Annotated in this window: 10 protein-coding genes; 2 read left to right on the forward strand and 8 right to left on the reverse strand. The window is 64.8% G+C overall.

The genetic code is table 11. The features are described 5' to 3' along the window. Window positions 1–364: 364 nt before the first annotated feature. Window positions 365–3,901, forward strand: coding sequence for a family 16 glycosylhydrolase (locus tag VF649_RS01830; protein WP_331010251.1), 3,537 nt, complete (start codon window positions 365–367; stop codon window positions 3,899–3,901). Between the two features lie 47 nt (window positions 3,902–3,948). Here the strand turns inward: VF649_RS01830 and VF649_RS01835 are convergent, their stop codons facing one another. The 3 genes from VF649_RS01835 to VF649_RS01845 all read right to left on the reverse strand — a co-directional run bounded on the left by VF649_RS01835 (window position 3,949) and on the right by VF649_RS01845 (window position 7,240). Beyond that, window positions 3,949–5,592 (reverse strand): hypothetical protein, encoded by a 1,644-nt coding sequence (locus VF649_RS01835; protein WP_331010252.1) that lies wholly within the window; start codon window positions 5,590–5,592, stop codon window positions 3,949–3,951. A gap of 46 nt (window positions 5,593–5,638) precedes the next feature. Further along, window positions 5,639–6,616 carry a glycosyltransferase family 2 protein gene (locus VF649_RS01840; protein WP_414713625.1) on the reverse strand — a complete coding sequence of 326 codons (978 nt, stop codon included), beginning with the start codon at window positions 6,614–6,616 and terminating at the stop codon, window positions 5,639–5,641. A 198-nt stretch (window positions 6,617–6,814) separates the two neighbouring features. Further along, window positions 6,815–7,240, reverse strand: coding sequence for a GtrA family protein (locus VF649_RS01845; protein ID WP_331010254.1), 426 nt, complete (start codon window positions 7,238–7,240; stop codon window positions 6,815–6,817). 183 nt (window positions 7,241–7,423) lie between these two features. On the opposite strand from VF649_RS01845, the gene VF649_RS01850 reads away from it, so the two are divergent. Beyond that, window positions 7,424–8,809 carry a hypothetical protein gene (locus tag VF649_RS01850; protein ID WP_331010255.1) on the forward strand — a complete coding sequence of 462 codons (1,386 nt, stop codon included), beginning with the start codon at window positions 7,424–7,426 and terminating at the stop codon, window positions 8,807–8,809. Between the two features lie 6 nt (window positions 8,810–8,815). Here VF649_RS01850 and VF649_RS01855 read toward each other — a convergent pair whose 3' ends face one another. From VF649_RS01855 to VF649_RS01875, 5 genes are read right to left on the reverse strand one after another with little or no spacing between them, the layout of a single operon-like run. Continuing rightward, the gene (locus tag VF649_RS01855) at window positions 8,816–10,117 is read right to left on the reverse strand and encodes a lipopolysaccharide biosynthesis protein (protein WP_331010256.1); all 1,302 of its coding nucleotides are present in this window, start codon (window positions 10,115–10,117) and stop codon (window positions 8,816–8,818) included. Continuing rightward, the gene (locus VF649_RS01860) at window positions 10,114–11,067 is read right to left on the reverse strand and encodes a glycosyltransferase family 2 protein (protein ID WP_331010257.1); all 954 of its coding nucleotides are present in this window, start codon (window positions 11,065–11,067) and stop codon (window positions 10,114–10,116) included. The genes VF649_RS01855 and VF649_RS01860 overlap by 4 nt, the downstream gene beginning before the upstream one ends. Before the next feature lies 1 nt (window position 11,068). Next, window positions 11,069–11,986 (reverse strand): glycosyltransferase family 2 protein, encoded by a 918-nt coding sequence (locus tag VF649_RS01865; protein ID WP_331010258.1) that lies wholly within the window; start codon window positions 11,984–11,986, stop codon window positions 11,069–11,071. Window positions 11,987–11,988: 2 nt separating this feature from the next. Beyond that, window positions 11,989–13,380, reverse strand: coding sequence for an O-antigen ligase family protein (locus tag VF649_RS01870; protein ID WP_331010259.1), 1,392 nt, complete (start codon window positions 13,378–13,380; stop codon window positions 11,989–11,991). After that, window positions 13,377–14,231: a glycoside hydrolase family 16 protein gene (locus VF649_RS01875; protein ID WP_331010260.1), complete on the reverse strand. Its 855-nt coding sequence runs from the start codon at window positions 14,229–14,231 to the stop codon at window positions 13,377–13,379. Before VF649_RS01875 ends, VF649_RS01870 begins: the two co-directional genes overlap by 4 nt. Between the last annotated feature and the right edge of the window lie 10 nt (window positions 14,232–14,241).

Raw genomic sequence — 14,241 nt, forward strand, 5'->3', positions numbered from 1 at the left:
CACGTCGAGAGTCATAGCCGAGCGGCGCATTGTCGCCAATCGAATCGCGCGGATCGCCGCCCCGTGCCGACGTGGCGGGCAACAGGACTGGCTTCACCCGCGAAGTCGGAGCAGGCGGACGCGCCGGAAAGGGGGAAAAAGGTTTACAGCGCGGGAACCGCGATCGCGCACACAATCGCCATGACTTTCGCCCTAATCATGATTCATACAGCAGCGCGGGAACTTAAAAATGGCGATCATGGACTTCTATCGTAATACTATGCGCTTTTCGGGGTCGATCACCCGTGTTTTCGATAAGAACGCACTGGTAAATGGCGTATCAACCGGAACATCAGGTGGTGATGGATTTACCGGCGGTGGCGCCGTGACTTGGATTGGCGGCGATGGTGACGATCGCTATTATCAGGTTACGAGCGCAACCAAGATCGTCGAGAAAGCAAATGAAGGCATCGACACCGTCTATGTGGTCGGCAGCTACATCATGGCGGACCATATCGAAAATCTGGAAGTCGGATATGCGGATGGCGTGGTCGGCAATGGACTGGCCAATTACATGAAGGGCAGCGCGCGGACGGAAAGCTTGGACGGCGCCGGCGGGAATGACGTCCTGACCGGCGGCGGTGGCGGCGACGCGTTCGTGTTCAATGCCAATTCCGGCCGCGACGTCATCACCGATTTCCACACCGGTCCCTCGGCCAACGTGGCGGTGAACCCGGACACGGTCCGCCTGACCGGCTATGCCCAGTTCACCAGCTTTGCACAGGTCAAGGCCGCGATGACCCAGGTCGGCAGCGATGTCGTTCTGAATCTGGATGCAAACAACGCCATCAAATTCCTGGACACGACGCTGTCCGGCTTCACCGCGGACAATTTCCAGCTGCGCTATACGCCATCCGCGCTGAAGACGTCGTTCTCCGAAGACTTCAATTCGCTCAGCCTGTGGGACGGTCAGGGCGGCGGAACCTGGCGGCCCGATTATGGCTGGGGCAATGACCGCAACGCAAGCATGGCGCGCACGCTTTCCTCCACCGGCGAGAAGCAGCTCTATGTCGATCCCACGCTGCTTTCGCGGGTCACCGGCACCGAAATGGGCCTCAATCCCTTTTCGATCAAGAACGGCATCCTGAACATCCACGCGGAAGCCGCCGCCACCGACCTGGTCGATGATCTTTCGGGGTACAAGTTCACTTCGGGTCTGCTCAGCACGCGGAACAGCTTCACGCAGACCTACGGCTATTTCGAAGCGCGGATGGACATTCCGTCGGGTCAGGGCGTGTTCCCGGCCTTCTGGCTCTACACCAGCCAGGGCAACGGGTCCGAGCTGGATGTCATGGAAGCGCATGGCGGCGACGTCACGACGGTCGCGATCCATGACCGTTCCACCGGGACGGACGTGCCGCTGGGCACCACCGTTTTCACCCCCGACGTGACCGAAGGTTTCCACAATTACGGCGTGATGTGGACCAAGGAAACCGTCACCTGGTACATTGACGGGGTCGCGATCAAGAGCATCCCTACTCCCGCCGACATGCACGGACCGATGTACCTGATCGTCAATCTCGCGCTGGACTCCAAGGTCGCGGCGGACTTCAAGGGCGCCGATCTGCAGGTCGATTATGTCCGCGCCTACACGCTGGACAATGTGCCGGAAAGCCTGACCGGCGTGACGTCGGGCGGTCCTGCCGCCGATTTCATGAGCGGGACGAAGGGCGCCGACATCCTGGTCGGTGGCGCCAACAACGACATGTATTATGTCGACCATGCCGGCGACAGGATTGTCGAGAAGGCAAACGAAGGAACGGATACGGTGCGCGCGGCGGTCGACTGGACGCTGGGCGACAATCTGGAAAATCTCACGCTCGTCGGCGCGGCAATCAAGGGCACCGGCAACGAATTGAGCAACATCCTGACGGGCAACCAGCTGAACAACATCCTGTCGGGCGGTGCCGGCAATGACAAGCTCGATGGCGGCGCCGGCGCCGATCGCCTGATCGGCGGCACGGGCAACGACGTGTACATCGTCGACAATGTGGCTGACGTGGTGGTCGAACTGGTCAGCGAAGGGGCTGATATCGTCTACGCGTCCAGTGACTACACGCTGTCGGCCAATATCGAGAACATCACGCTGACCGGAAACGCCATCCGGGCGACCGGCAACGACACGGCGAATATCCTGACTGGCAACGACATGGCCAACGTCTTGGCTGGCGGTGGCGGATCGGATCGTCTCGATGGCGGCAAGGGTGCCGACGTCATGAGCGGCGGCGCGGACGGTGACACCTATATCGTCGACGACATCGGTGATGTGGTGATCGAGAAAGCCGGCGAGGGCTGGGACTTGATGATATCTTCCGTCGACTACACGCTGGCCGCCAATGTCGAGCAGCTCACACTAAGCGGCACGGCGATCCGTGGCACCTCCAGCGTCGGAGGCGGCATCGTCAACGGTAACGAACTGAACAACATCCTGACCGGTGGAGCCGGCAAGGATTATCTCGACGGCAAGGCCGGCGACGATCGGATCATCGGCGGCGCCGGCAATGACCAGCTGACGGGCGGCCTCGGTCGGGACACTTTCGTGTTCGCCGCCGGGTTCGGCAAGGACACCATCACCGACTTCAAGGTCGGTGAGGACGCGATCGACTGGTCCGCACTGAAAGCTGCGTATGGCATACCCAAGTTCAGCGATGTCGCCGGCAATGCAGTCGCCACGTTCGGCAGCGACGCCGTTACCTTCATCGGCGTGAAATCCGCGGATCTGGTGGCCGCGCAAGCCTTCAGCCTGATCAACCCGACAGGCGCGGCGGCCGTCACCAACCCGATGACCGCAGCCCCGGCCACACCCACGCAGGCAGCAACCACGCCGGCCGTACCCGCGCCAGTCGCTGCAGCACCGATCGTTGCAACTCCGGTGGTCATACCTGTCGCAGCCGCGCCCGTCGTCACCACGCCCGCCACAGCCACACCGGCAGCCGCCGTGGCATCCGTTCCGACCGCGGCTGCGGCCGTGAAGGGCCAGACGCTCAACGGCACGACCGCGAACGACGTGCTGACCGGGACCACCGGCCAAGACGCTCTGAACGGCCGCGAGGGCGCAGACCGGATGACCGGCAGCCATGGTAACGACTGGTACAGCGTCGATCATGCCGGCGACATCGTCATAGAGAAAGCCGGCGAAGGGATCGACAGTGTCACGGCATCCGTTGATCACATCCTGGCGGCCAACGTCGAGAATCTCACTCTCGTCGGCAACGCGGTCCAGGGCACTGGCAATGATCTGGATAACATCCTGATCGGCAATGATCGCGCGAACGTGCTGTCGGGCGGCGCCGGCAACGATCGGCTCGATGGTGGCGCCGGGGCCGACATCCTGACGGGCGGTCTTGGCGACGACACCTTTGTGGTCGACAATATCGGCGACAGGATCGTCGAACTGGTCAAGGGCGGCTGGGACCAGATCTTCAGCAGCGTCGACTACACCGCCGCGGCCAATGTGGAACAGTTGGGGCTGACGGGAACGGCCATTCGCGGCACCGCCAATGACACGGGTATCTATCTCTACGGCAACGACATCGACAATATCCTGCTGGGTGGCGCCGGCGTCGATGCGATCGACGGCAAGCTCGGTAACGACCGCATCATTGGCGGCGGCGGCAATGATCGTCTTACGGGCGGCGCGGGGCGAGACGTGTTCATCTTCGACGGGACGTTCGGACACGATACGATCACGGACTTCAAGATCGGGGAAGATCGGATCGACTGGTCCGCGCTCAAGGGCCAATATGGCGATCCCGCTTTGAAGGCGTTAGGGGCAGACGTCGTCGCCACGTTCGGGGTCAACACGATCACGCTGCTCGGCGTGAGCCTCAACGACGTCACCACCCAGCACGTCTTCGCATAAGGGTGACCCCATGCCGGGCCGGTGTCACGCTCCCGCGGACACCGGCCTCAGCGTATCCGGGTCAAACGGCCGCGAACGGCGTCTGGCGCACGATCATAAACCCACAGGCTGCGGTCCGGAAACACGTCGAACAGGATCGAAGGCGCCACCGTGTCGCACCGCGCATACAGCACGGACCCGGTGGCTTCGACGCCGTTCCGCGCCAGATCACTGACCGGCATCGGCAGGGAGGGGCTGGTTCCGCTCCGGATACAGACGGCGGCATGGCGAATACCCAGCGCCGCGACCTGATCGTAAAGGTCCCGGCGTTCATGCGTAATCCGGCTGAAATCCGCGGCCAGCACCGGCCAGAGCGCAATGCCGTAGACGATCGACAGCACCAGCACCGCCTCGATCCCCCGCCGGATGGCAGGTTGGACGTCCGGCAGCGCGGACGCCACGGTGTAGATCATCAGCGGCCAGACATCGAAATAGTAACGCGGCCCATAACCGTTACCGAAATGCAGCGGATAGAAGACGAAAATGAACACGCCCAGCGGGAACACGAAGTCCGCCACCCCGACACGCCGTACATAAAGCTTGTGCAGGAAGGCGTACAGCCAGGCCAGTGGCAGGACAGGCACGGTCCACACGCTGAGCCCCGCCAGCCGGGTCAGGGTTTGCGTCAGGCCGATCCGGATCGAGGGGCCGTCAAAATACAGATGGTCGACGTTGCGACCCGACAGCCAGTAAACCGGCTTTAGAGGGTCACCGGTGATCGAGCCCTGGTACCAGAGCAGCAGCGCAATGAATGGCAATCCGCCGATCCCCACCAGGACCGCGGTCCGAACGTCCCGACGCCAGGCCAGCGAAACCAGGAAGGGCAGCAATATGGCGACGGCGGTCACCGATCGCGTGACGCCCAATGCGCCGATCAGGATCCCTGCCAGGATCGGCCAGCCGATGGAACGCGATATCGCCGCCCGTGCGATCGTTACCATCGTGCCGACGCCCAGCGCCGCGGCCAGGGTGTGCGAATGAAGGGACGCAGCCGTGAAGATCGTGAACGGTGCGGCAGCGAACACCATGGCGCCCAGCGTGGCGATCAGCCGCCCCGCCTGCCGCCGGATCAGCGCGTAAAGGCCCAGCATGGTCCCACCCGCCAGGCCTGTTCCGACGATCCACGGCGAAATGCCGACGGCGGTGGCTGCGGCCAGCGTCGCCGGCCAACCCGGCGGGTACTGCCCCGCCCACTTGCCGCCCGCCACCCAGGTATAGTTGCTGGCCAGCAACTGTCCGAGTGGCGGGGCCGCATTCCACAATCGACCGGCCAGATAGGTTTCCGCGCCGAACCAGTAGGCGTACTCGTCCCCCGAATTTGGAAAGCGCTGCAGCACGGCGAACGCCGTCAGGATCGACATTGCGGCCGCGCCGATCAGCGTGGCGGTCAGGGCCTTGCCGACCTGGCGATCCTGCAGACCGAACGCGATCCCCCGCTGACAGACCGCGAACGCGGCGATCATCAGAAGGGCGAAGCCAATCGCCGGCCCACGGGGACGGTTGTGCCCCCAGAAGATGACGCTCCACCCCATGCCGCGTAACAGCAGCAGATCGGTCGCAACCATGATCGCCAGGAAAAGCGCAAGATGGATCACTGTTGGCCGGACGGACCGATCCCCCGCCAGCAAGAACCGCTTCACTGCATCGCCCATCGGCACGATCCTTTTGAGCGACAACTAGGAACCGGTTGTCGGCAATCTACGCAATCGCTCCACCAACCGGATCGGCATCCGCCCGGCCCATCGGCGCAGGCAGCCCGAGATAGGCCAGCCGCCGAACCTCGCGGCGGCCGCGCACGACCGTATCGAGGATCAAGCCGCAAAACCCGTTGAGAACGGCCAGGATGATCAGCCCCATCGACAGCAGGGCCGTCGGGAACCGCGGCACCAGCCCGGTCTGCGCGTAGGTGACGAGCAACGGCGCCGCCAGGATCAGCGCCAGCAGCAGGAGGACACCGCCGATCGAGCCGAAGAACAGGATCGGCCGCTCAAACCGGAACAGCGTCGCGATCGTCATCAAGATGCGCCAGCCGTCGCGATAGGTCGACAATTTGGATATCGATCCCTCCGGCCGTGCGCCATAGGCCGTCATCACCTCGCTCACCGGCATGCGCAATTCCAGCGCATGCACGCTGATCTCGGTCTCGATCTCGAACCCGGCCGACAGGACGGGAAAGCTTTTCACGAACCGCCGCGAAAACACCCGATATCCCGAGAGGATGTCGCTGAACGTCCGGCCGAACAGCTTGGCCAGCATCCCGGTCAGCAGCGCGTTGCCCAGACGATGCCCGCGCCGATAGGCGGCCTGCACTTCCGACTGCCGCGCACCGACCACCATGTCCAGTTGCTGTGTCCACATCTCGTCGACCATCCTGGCGGCCGCGGTCGCATCATAGGTGGCGTCGCCGTCGGCCATGACATAGACGTCGGCTTCGACGTCGGCGAACATCCGCCGAACGACATGGCCCTTGCCCTGCATGCGTTCGGTCCGGACGATCGCGCCAGCGGCCCGGGCGACCTGCACCGTCCGATCGGAACTGTTATTGTCGTAAACATAGACAGTCGCGCCGGGCAGCGCCGCGCGGAACGCCGATACCGTGCCGGCGATGGCGGCTTCCTCATTATAGCATGGCAGGATCACGGCGATCTCGGGCTGCCGTCGGTCGCTCGCGTTCATGTTCATCCCCGGGATTAGCGCCTGACATCCTGACCGGACAGGAATCGTCCCGTCCGCCAACACTGGTTGATCCGCTCATGGCGGGGCCGGATATTCAGCGCAAGATATAAACAGCGGCCCGATTTCGGATGCACGCGGAAGCTCCAGCCCACGGCCGGATCGTCGATACGCTACGGCATGCTCTCTGCGCGCAGGGGCTCAGTCGAATACCCACCGCCGATTGAGCCAGAACATCAGCAGCGGCGTGACGCCCAGCACCAACGGATAGGGAGACCAGATCGGCAGACGGAAATATTGCACCAGCAGCCAGACCCACAGGCTGTTGATGGCGAAGCTGATCAACGCCACGATCATGAAGCGCCCGCCGGTCCGGGCGAGATTGTCGCGGCGACCATGCCCGCGAAAACTCCATCGGCTGTGGATCACATACCCCACCAGCACGGCCATGACGAAACCCAGCGCCCAGGCCAGATTGGGATCCCAGCCAAAGCGGGCCTGCGCCACCCAATAGACTCCGATATTGGCGATGCTGGCGATACTCCCGCTGATTCCGTAACGGATCAGTTGGCCCAGCATCTGCGGCCAGTCGCGGCCGACACCGAGTTCCGTGGTCCTGCCCGTCATGCTCTACCGTTCCCTGGCTGCCGTACGGCACGGCCTCTACAGCGGATGCCGGCGGCGGACCAGTGCGCCCGGACAGCCGTCGCTGCGCCTGGCGGGTCGAGGCCTCAAAAGCTAATCGCTTGAGGAAAGCGGCATCGAACGATAGGCGCCGAGCATCCGGCGAGCTGGGGAAGAATGATGGTCATGGCCGATACACCGCTCGATCCCGGTCGTCGTGCACGGCTTCTGCTGATCCTGCTTTGTCTGCTCCTCGCAGCGGGCAACGTTGCGCTCTGGTTCCCGGGCATCATGACGCATGACAGCTTCCGCCAGTATGGCGAAGCGGTCAGTGGACATTATACGCCGTGGCATCCGCCGATCATGGCCTGGCTATGGTCGTGTCTCCTTCCCGTCAGTCGCGGTGGATCGGCGCTGCTCGTCCTGCATGTGCTGCTCTACTGGATGACCTTCTACCTGGTCGCGGATGCACTGCTGGCGACCGGACGGCTCAAGGCCATGGCGGCCATTCTTGCCGTAGGCCTGGCACCCCCGTTCATCATTCTCACCGCGTTCATCTGGAAGGACGTCGGCATGGCGGTGACGTTGCTCGCCGCATTTGCGATCCTCTTCCGGTGCCGTGTCCTGGCCCGAATCGGGACGATCGCCGCCGTCGCCGTCGGGTTGCTTCTCGCCTACGGAGTTCTGGTGCGCTCGAACGCGATTTTCGCGGCCGCCCCCCTGATCCTCTATGCGTGGCGCCCGCACTGGATCGCGCGCCCGATGCTGTTGCTGGTGGCGAGCGCCGCGATGGTCGTGATCGCGATCCCCGCCTCGACCGTCGTCAACAGCTATGTGTTACGAGCCGAAGGCCGCGCAGCGTTCAAGTCGCTCATCCTGTACGATATCGTCGGCACCGCGCATTTCTCCCGGGATCCTTCGAAATTCACCGTTCCGGTCGACATGGAACTGGTGGATCATTGCTACAGCCCGAAATGGTGGGATCCGATCAATTTCGGTCGTTGCGCGCAGCCGATCCTGATGGGTACCAAGGGCGTGAAGCCCTGGATCCTGTCGGTCGCATCGCATCCCGTCGCCTATGCCGAACATCGCGTCGCCCATTTCAACGAAGCCCTGTTCGGCTTCGTCGGCCCCGAAACCTTTCGCTACGAAGATACGGTTCTGACGCGGCGCTACCGCGCGATGCCGCAGGCGCCGTTGATGCTGAAAGGAACGGCGCTCCATGCGCAGCTGCAATCCTTTCCGCTATTCTCGCCCGCGCTCTTTCTGCTGATCGCGCTGGAGATCATGGGGCTGATATGGCGGTACCGGCAGGACAGGAGCCTGCTTGCGCAGGGCAGCTTCTATCTTGCCGCTTCTTCGGCGCTCTATTCCTTCTCGTTCCTGATTGTGGGCGTCGCCAACATGTACCGATACCAATTCTACCCGCTCGCGGCGGCGGCGGTCGCACTCGTTCTGTTTGTCTCCGACCGGGTCGATCGCGGCAGCCGACCGGACCTGGTCGAATGGGCCTGCATCGTCGCGACGATCCTGTTTGCGATCGGCATCGGCCTGTCCCGGATCACGCTCTGATCATGCTCAGGGCTCTACTCGCACGGTATCCTTCACCGTGAACGCCACGACCCATAATGTTCCCGCCAGCAGGGCGTGCGCCACCAGATAGGCCGCGATCAGGCCGTTCACGCCGCCCACCCGCGCTCCCAACGCCAGCAGCAGGCCGAAACCGACCGCGGCGGCACCGTAGATCACTGCCCGGATATGCTGGAGCCCGGCACCGGTCAGCGTATCGGCTGCCAGATATTGCAGCGCGATCAGGGGCAGAGACAGGCCGAGCAGCATCGCCGATTCGCGGGCGGCGATGAAATCGCGGCCCAGCACCGCCGGCACGAAATAGCCGACGCCGGCCACCGCAACACTCGCCAGAATGCCGGTTCCCAGCATCGCCGGCAGGCTCTTCAGCGCGAATTTGCGCGTGGCCGCGATCCCGTTCTCGCCGTGCCGGAAGAATTGCGGATACAGGATTCGTGTCACCACCTGCAGCGGGAACAGCCCGATCAACAACATGCGTGCGCCCGCGGCATAGGCACCGAGCACGGCCGGATCGGTAAAGCGCGCCAAGATGACTCGATCGATATTGCCCTGCATCGCGCGCGCCGTCTGATTGACGCCGAACGCGACGCCGGATGTCAGTTCCGCGGTCTGCAAACGCATGACGGGGCGGCCATACAGCCGCGTCACCACCAGCAGATAGAGGCCCGCCAGGACCAGCGACTGCACGAGCACCATTTCCACCCAACCGGCCAGCGACGACGCGAACCAGAAATATGCCAGCGCCAGCGCCAGTCGCGCCATCGCAGTCGTCATCCGGACGCAACTGGCCCGAAACGGCTGACTATGGGCCACCATCGCCAACTCGACGGAGGCGGATATGCGCCCGATCGTGATCTCCGCCGCCAGCGCCATCAGGATCAGCATCGGCGGCAGGCTGCTATGCGCAGGAAACACCGCGACATACAGGCCGAGTAGCACCACCGGCACCAGCGTCAGCGCGATCAGCAACAGCATATTGCCGAAGAACGGTGCGAAACGGCTGGCATCGCGGGACACCGCACGCACCAGCAGGTCCGCGCCGCCGAGCCCGACCAGTTCGACCCCGATCGCGGCCAGCCCCAGGATCGCGGCATATTCGCCGAACGCCGTCACGCCCAGGCCACGCGCCGTGACCGCAAATGCAATGAACTGCACACCCAACGCCACCGCGGTCGGCGCCATCACGCTCAGGAAGCGCCCGATGCCGCCCCCCTCGATCATGGCGAATGCCCGCCGCAGCAATCGCCCGCGTTGCGGACCGGCGGCCTCGCTTCCGGCGGCGCCGTTCAACGACACGCCTTCTCGTTCGCCAGCGCGCCCTCGCGCGCATATTCCATATACAGCGCGCCGCGATGCGCGTTCCAGCGACCGCGCACCTTTTCATATTCGAACAGCCAGCCTGCCATTCGCGCCTCGGGTTCGCGCCCCAGCAACGGATAGATGGCCAGCCGCGCGGTCAGCCCGAGCGATTTCAGCAGTGCCTTGCGCCGTCCGCCGTCGCGGACTTCCCAGTTCACCGCATGATTGCCGACGCGGTAGCGGCGCGTCCGCATCCACGCCACCGACGCGCGCGACTGCGGCACTTCCTCATGCACCAGCGCCTTGTCGGTCCACGCCATCGGGTGCCCGGCGAAGAACAGCGATCGGAAGAACACCGTATCGCCCCCGCCCGACAGCCCGAATTTCGGATCGAACAGCGGCCGCGGCATATCCCGCACCGCATGCAGGTCGATCAGGAAATTGCAGGTGCAGAATACGAACGGCTTTCCGTTCAGCGTCTGGCGCTCGACCGACCACCAGCGCGCGATCGGCTCCAGCCGCTTGGCAGTGTCCGGGAACACCGGCGCCACTGGTCCGCCCACCACATGCGCGCCGGTTCGTGCGCGTTCGACGTCGAGTTCGACCAGCCAGTCGTCGGTCGGCCATTCGTCATCGTCGATCATCGCCATGAACCGCGCGCCCATCGCATCGGCCGCGGCAAAGACGGCGTTGCGGGCCGCGGAAATCCCCGGCGTCGTCTCCACCTGGAACACCAGCGCGAGCCCCGCCGCCGCGGCGCGCGCCTGCGCCAGCGCTGCGATCGCTGGATCGGACCCGTCATTGTCGACGACGATCACCGTCACCGGTTCGCCCAGCCGGGCGGCCGCGCGTCCAATATGATCGATCACCCGCGCCAGGCCATCAGGCCGCTTGTAGGTGCACAGCCCTACCGTCCACCGCGTCGCGGCCCCCTCGTCCATATCAGCCCACCTCGGTTTTCACGTAGCGCGCAGATCGCGCGCCGGCCAGGCCGCACAGCCGCCCGCCATGATGCGCGATCATCAATGTCCCATGGGCGGCCGCCTCCGCCTTGCGTCGGACAAGCCCCAGGACCGCTTCCTGAACGCCCAGGGTCAGCCCCTTGCAGGCGCGCAGGAACGTCCGGCCCCGCCCGTCATAGGCGGCATCGATCGGCCCCATGTAGATGCCGATCGTGAAGTATCGGTTGAGCAGCGATCGCGGGGTCAGCCGTTCGGGTGGCGCCGGTTCCACCACGACCGCCTCGTCGCACCAAACCTGCAATCCGCCGGCTCGCGCGGTCCGCCGGAACAGGTCGTAATCCTCGCCGCCGGACGCCCCATAGCGGCTGTCGAACAGGGGCAGGGGCAGGAGCTCCAGCAGCCGCCGCGCGATCCCCAGATTCTGCGTCGTGTTGAGCAGCGCGATCGGCCCGGTCGACCACCGCCGGCGCGCCGCGAACATGCTGCGCCGCGCGAAGGCATTGGCCCCCGGCGGCAGTGCGCCTTCGACCGGACCGCCGATCAGATCCGCGGAATAGCGGTCGCCACATGACACCAGCCGCTCCAGCCAGCCCGGTTTCACGACCCCGTCATCATCCAGCATCAGCAGCCAGCGCCAGTCCGGCACGATCCGCATCGCTTCCGCGACCAACGCATTGCGTACCTGCGACACACCCCGCGCGGGGACAGCGAGATAGCGGACGTCGCCGCGCGACGCATAGCCCGCGACCAGCGCGGCAATCGCCAGATCGCAGTCATTGTCGCCGACCACGACCACGGCGCTTTGCCCCGCCCCGTCAGCCAGCAGACTGTCGAGCAGGGTGGCGAGCAGTGCCGGCCGCCGGAATGTCGGGATCAGGATGGCGATCGCGGCGGACATGCTCAGCGCCCGAGGACCGGGACATGCAGGACCCGCTCCGGCGGCGCGGCCGCGGCCGCGGCCGCTCCGGCATCGGCGGAAGGCGCCTCCCGTTCGCCTTTCCGCGTCAGCGTCAGCATCAGCAGGACCAGGAACATGGCGAAGGCGGGACCGAACACCTCGCGGGTCTCGCCGATGCCGCCGATCATCGTGCTGAACGCCACTGCGGACGCCGGCAACGCCGCGCGCGCGGCGAAGCGGAACGGCACGACGAAGGCGACATAACCCAGGATCGCGACATAGGCGATCAGGCCCGCAATCCCTGTCTCCCCCAGCACCGCGATGAACATGTTATGGGGAGTGCGGATCATTCCCAGCGCCGTCAGCGCCGACGACAGGTCGATCGTCACGATCGACACGTTCGTGAACGATCCCGGCCCGGCGCCGATCACCCAATAATCCAGCGCCCGGTCCAGGAACACGCGCCAGATGTCGGTCCGCCCCGTCAGCGTCGTATCGCGGCCCAGCGCTTGCAGCACCAGGGTCGACATCCCCATCAGCAACGGCACCGCCAACAGCACGATCGTCAACAGCGTTCCCGCGCGCGCGCCGGGCGACAGCGACGTTCGGCGCAACAGCCAGATGACACCGACGAACGCCGCGGTCGCCACGACGATCACGATGCTGCCCTGCGAACCCGAGAAGAACAGGCAGACCGCCGTCACCCCCGCCAGCAGCAGCCGCCACGGCGCGGCGATGCCCGGCGACAGCACGCTGAAGATGAGCGCATAGCCGGCGAACCAGCCCAGCGCGTTCTTGCCGGCGAATACGCCGATCCAGGATCCCCCGCCCAGCGGCCCGCGCGTGTCCAGCCCGACCGCCATGCCGGGCGCCACGAATACCGCCAACAGCGAACCACCCATCACGGCCATCATGATCCAGAATACGGTCCGCTGAACCCGATCGGTGGGAAGCTCCAACGCGATGGTCACGGCCGACATGGCCCCCAGCAGCCAGAATGTCAGCAACCGCATCGACGTGATGATGTCGTACCCCAGCAGCCCTGCGACGACCCCGATCGCAAAAAACGGCATGATAAGGATGAGATTGCTGCCCAGCGCCTGCACGCCGCGCGTGGAGATGTGCATGATGATCGCGAGCAGGATGAACGGCCACAAGAGATACCGGGCAGTGACCCCCAACGTATACAAGGCGCCCTGACTCGCAGAAAATACGCCCATGAAGGACGTCACGTTCAGCCAGAGCAGCACGATGAACAGCCATTGCCGCCCATCCCGCTTGATCGGTTCCGTGCCGACGGCCGCCATGGCGCCGGCATGATCTTCCTGCTCCGCGACTCTGCCCACGATCGGCGCATCGGCCACGGGCACCAGGGTCCGGTGATTCGCGCTCATCGGGTGCCGCCTGCGTCGACCGTGTAGGACGCGATATGGTCAACCTCCATCCGCGCCGGCAACGGCGTGGTGGCGTCCACGTTGCCGCCATAATTGCCGCCCATCGCCAGGTTGACCAGCATATACATGGCGCGGTCCATCCCCGGCGGGCGGGCGGCCGTGCCCACCGGCTTGCGATCGATATAGAAGGTCAGCCGATCCGGTTGCCACAACACCCCGTACAGGTGGAACGCCGTGGTCGAATCCGCCACCTGCGGCTTGCATCCCGTGCCCATGTGGGGGCCCGTGCCGTTCTGCTTCCAGTGCACGCTCATCGCGATCTTCGACGGATCGTTGCCGCGCGCCTCGATCACGTCGATCTCGGGTGGCCAACTCTTGTCAGCCGGGATCAGCCAAAAGGCCGGCCACAAACCCTGTCCCGCCGGAATGCGCCCGCGCATTTCGAAATAACCATAGGTTTGCACCAAGGATGCCCGGGTGGTCAGCAGGCCCGAGACATACCGATAGCCGTAGAGATAGGGCAGTGCCGCGTCCGGCGCCTTGCTGCCGGTGATGGTCAGGATACCGTCGCGGATCGAAAACGGATCCAGCCCCAGCGCGCGGGGCCCGGTGCCGCGATAGCCCTTGTCGACATAGAATTGCTGTTCGCGGTTGCCGGCCAGCGTCCGCTTGACCGGCCATTCATATTTTCCGTCGAAATGCGGAGTCCAACGCCGCATGTCGAGTCGATCGAACGGCTCCGCGAAGCTGCGCACGACCCGAACGGGCCGGGTCGGCGCACCATCCGCCACGGCGATACAGTCCAGACCCACCGGCGCGGTCGGCACCGCCAGGGTCAGTTGCGCCGGCATGCCGGTCGGC

It is taken from the genome of Sphingomonas sp., assembly GCF_036387535.1.
GTDB lineage: Bacteria > Pseudomonadota > Alphaproteobacteria > Sphingomonadales > Sphingomonadaceae > Sphingomonas_R.

Coding starts and splice junctions, on each gene's coding strand:
- VF649_RS01860 (WP_331010257.1), bottom strand. CDS start 11,067: ATGGACGAGGGGGCCGCGACGCGGTGGACGGTAGGGCTGTGCACCTAC.
- VF649_RS01870 (WP_331010259.1), bottom strand. CDS start 13,380: ATGAGCGCGAATCACCGGACCCTGGTGCCCGTGGCCGATGCGCCGATC.
- VF649_RS01850 (WP_331010255.1), top strand. CDS start 7,424: ATGGCCGATACACCGCTCGATCCCGGTCGTCGTGCACGGCTTCTGCTG.
- VF649_RS01875 (WP_331010260.1), bottom strand. CDS start 14,231: ATGCCGGCGCAACTGACCCTGGCGGTGCCGACCGCGCCGGTGGGTCTG.
- VF649_RS01865 (WP_331010258.1), bottom strand. CDS start 11,986: ATGTCCGCCGCGATCGCCATCCTGATCCCGACATTCCGGCGGCCGGCA.
- VF649_RS01835 (WP_331010252.1), bottom strand. CDS start 5,592: ATGGGCGATGCAGTGAAGCGGTTCTTGCTGGCGGGGGATCGGTCCGTC.
- VF649_RS01840 (WP_414713625.1), bottom strand. CDS start 6,616: ATGAACGCGAGCGACCGACGGCAGCCCGAGATCGCCGTGATCCTGCCA.
- VF649_RS01845 (WP_331010254.1), bottom strand. CDS start 7,240: ATGACGGGCAGGACCACGGAACTCGGTGTCGGCCGCGACTGGCCGCAG.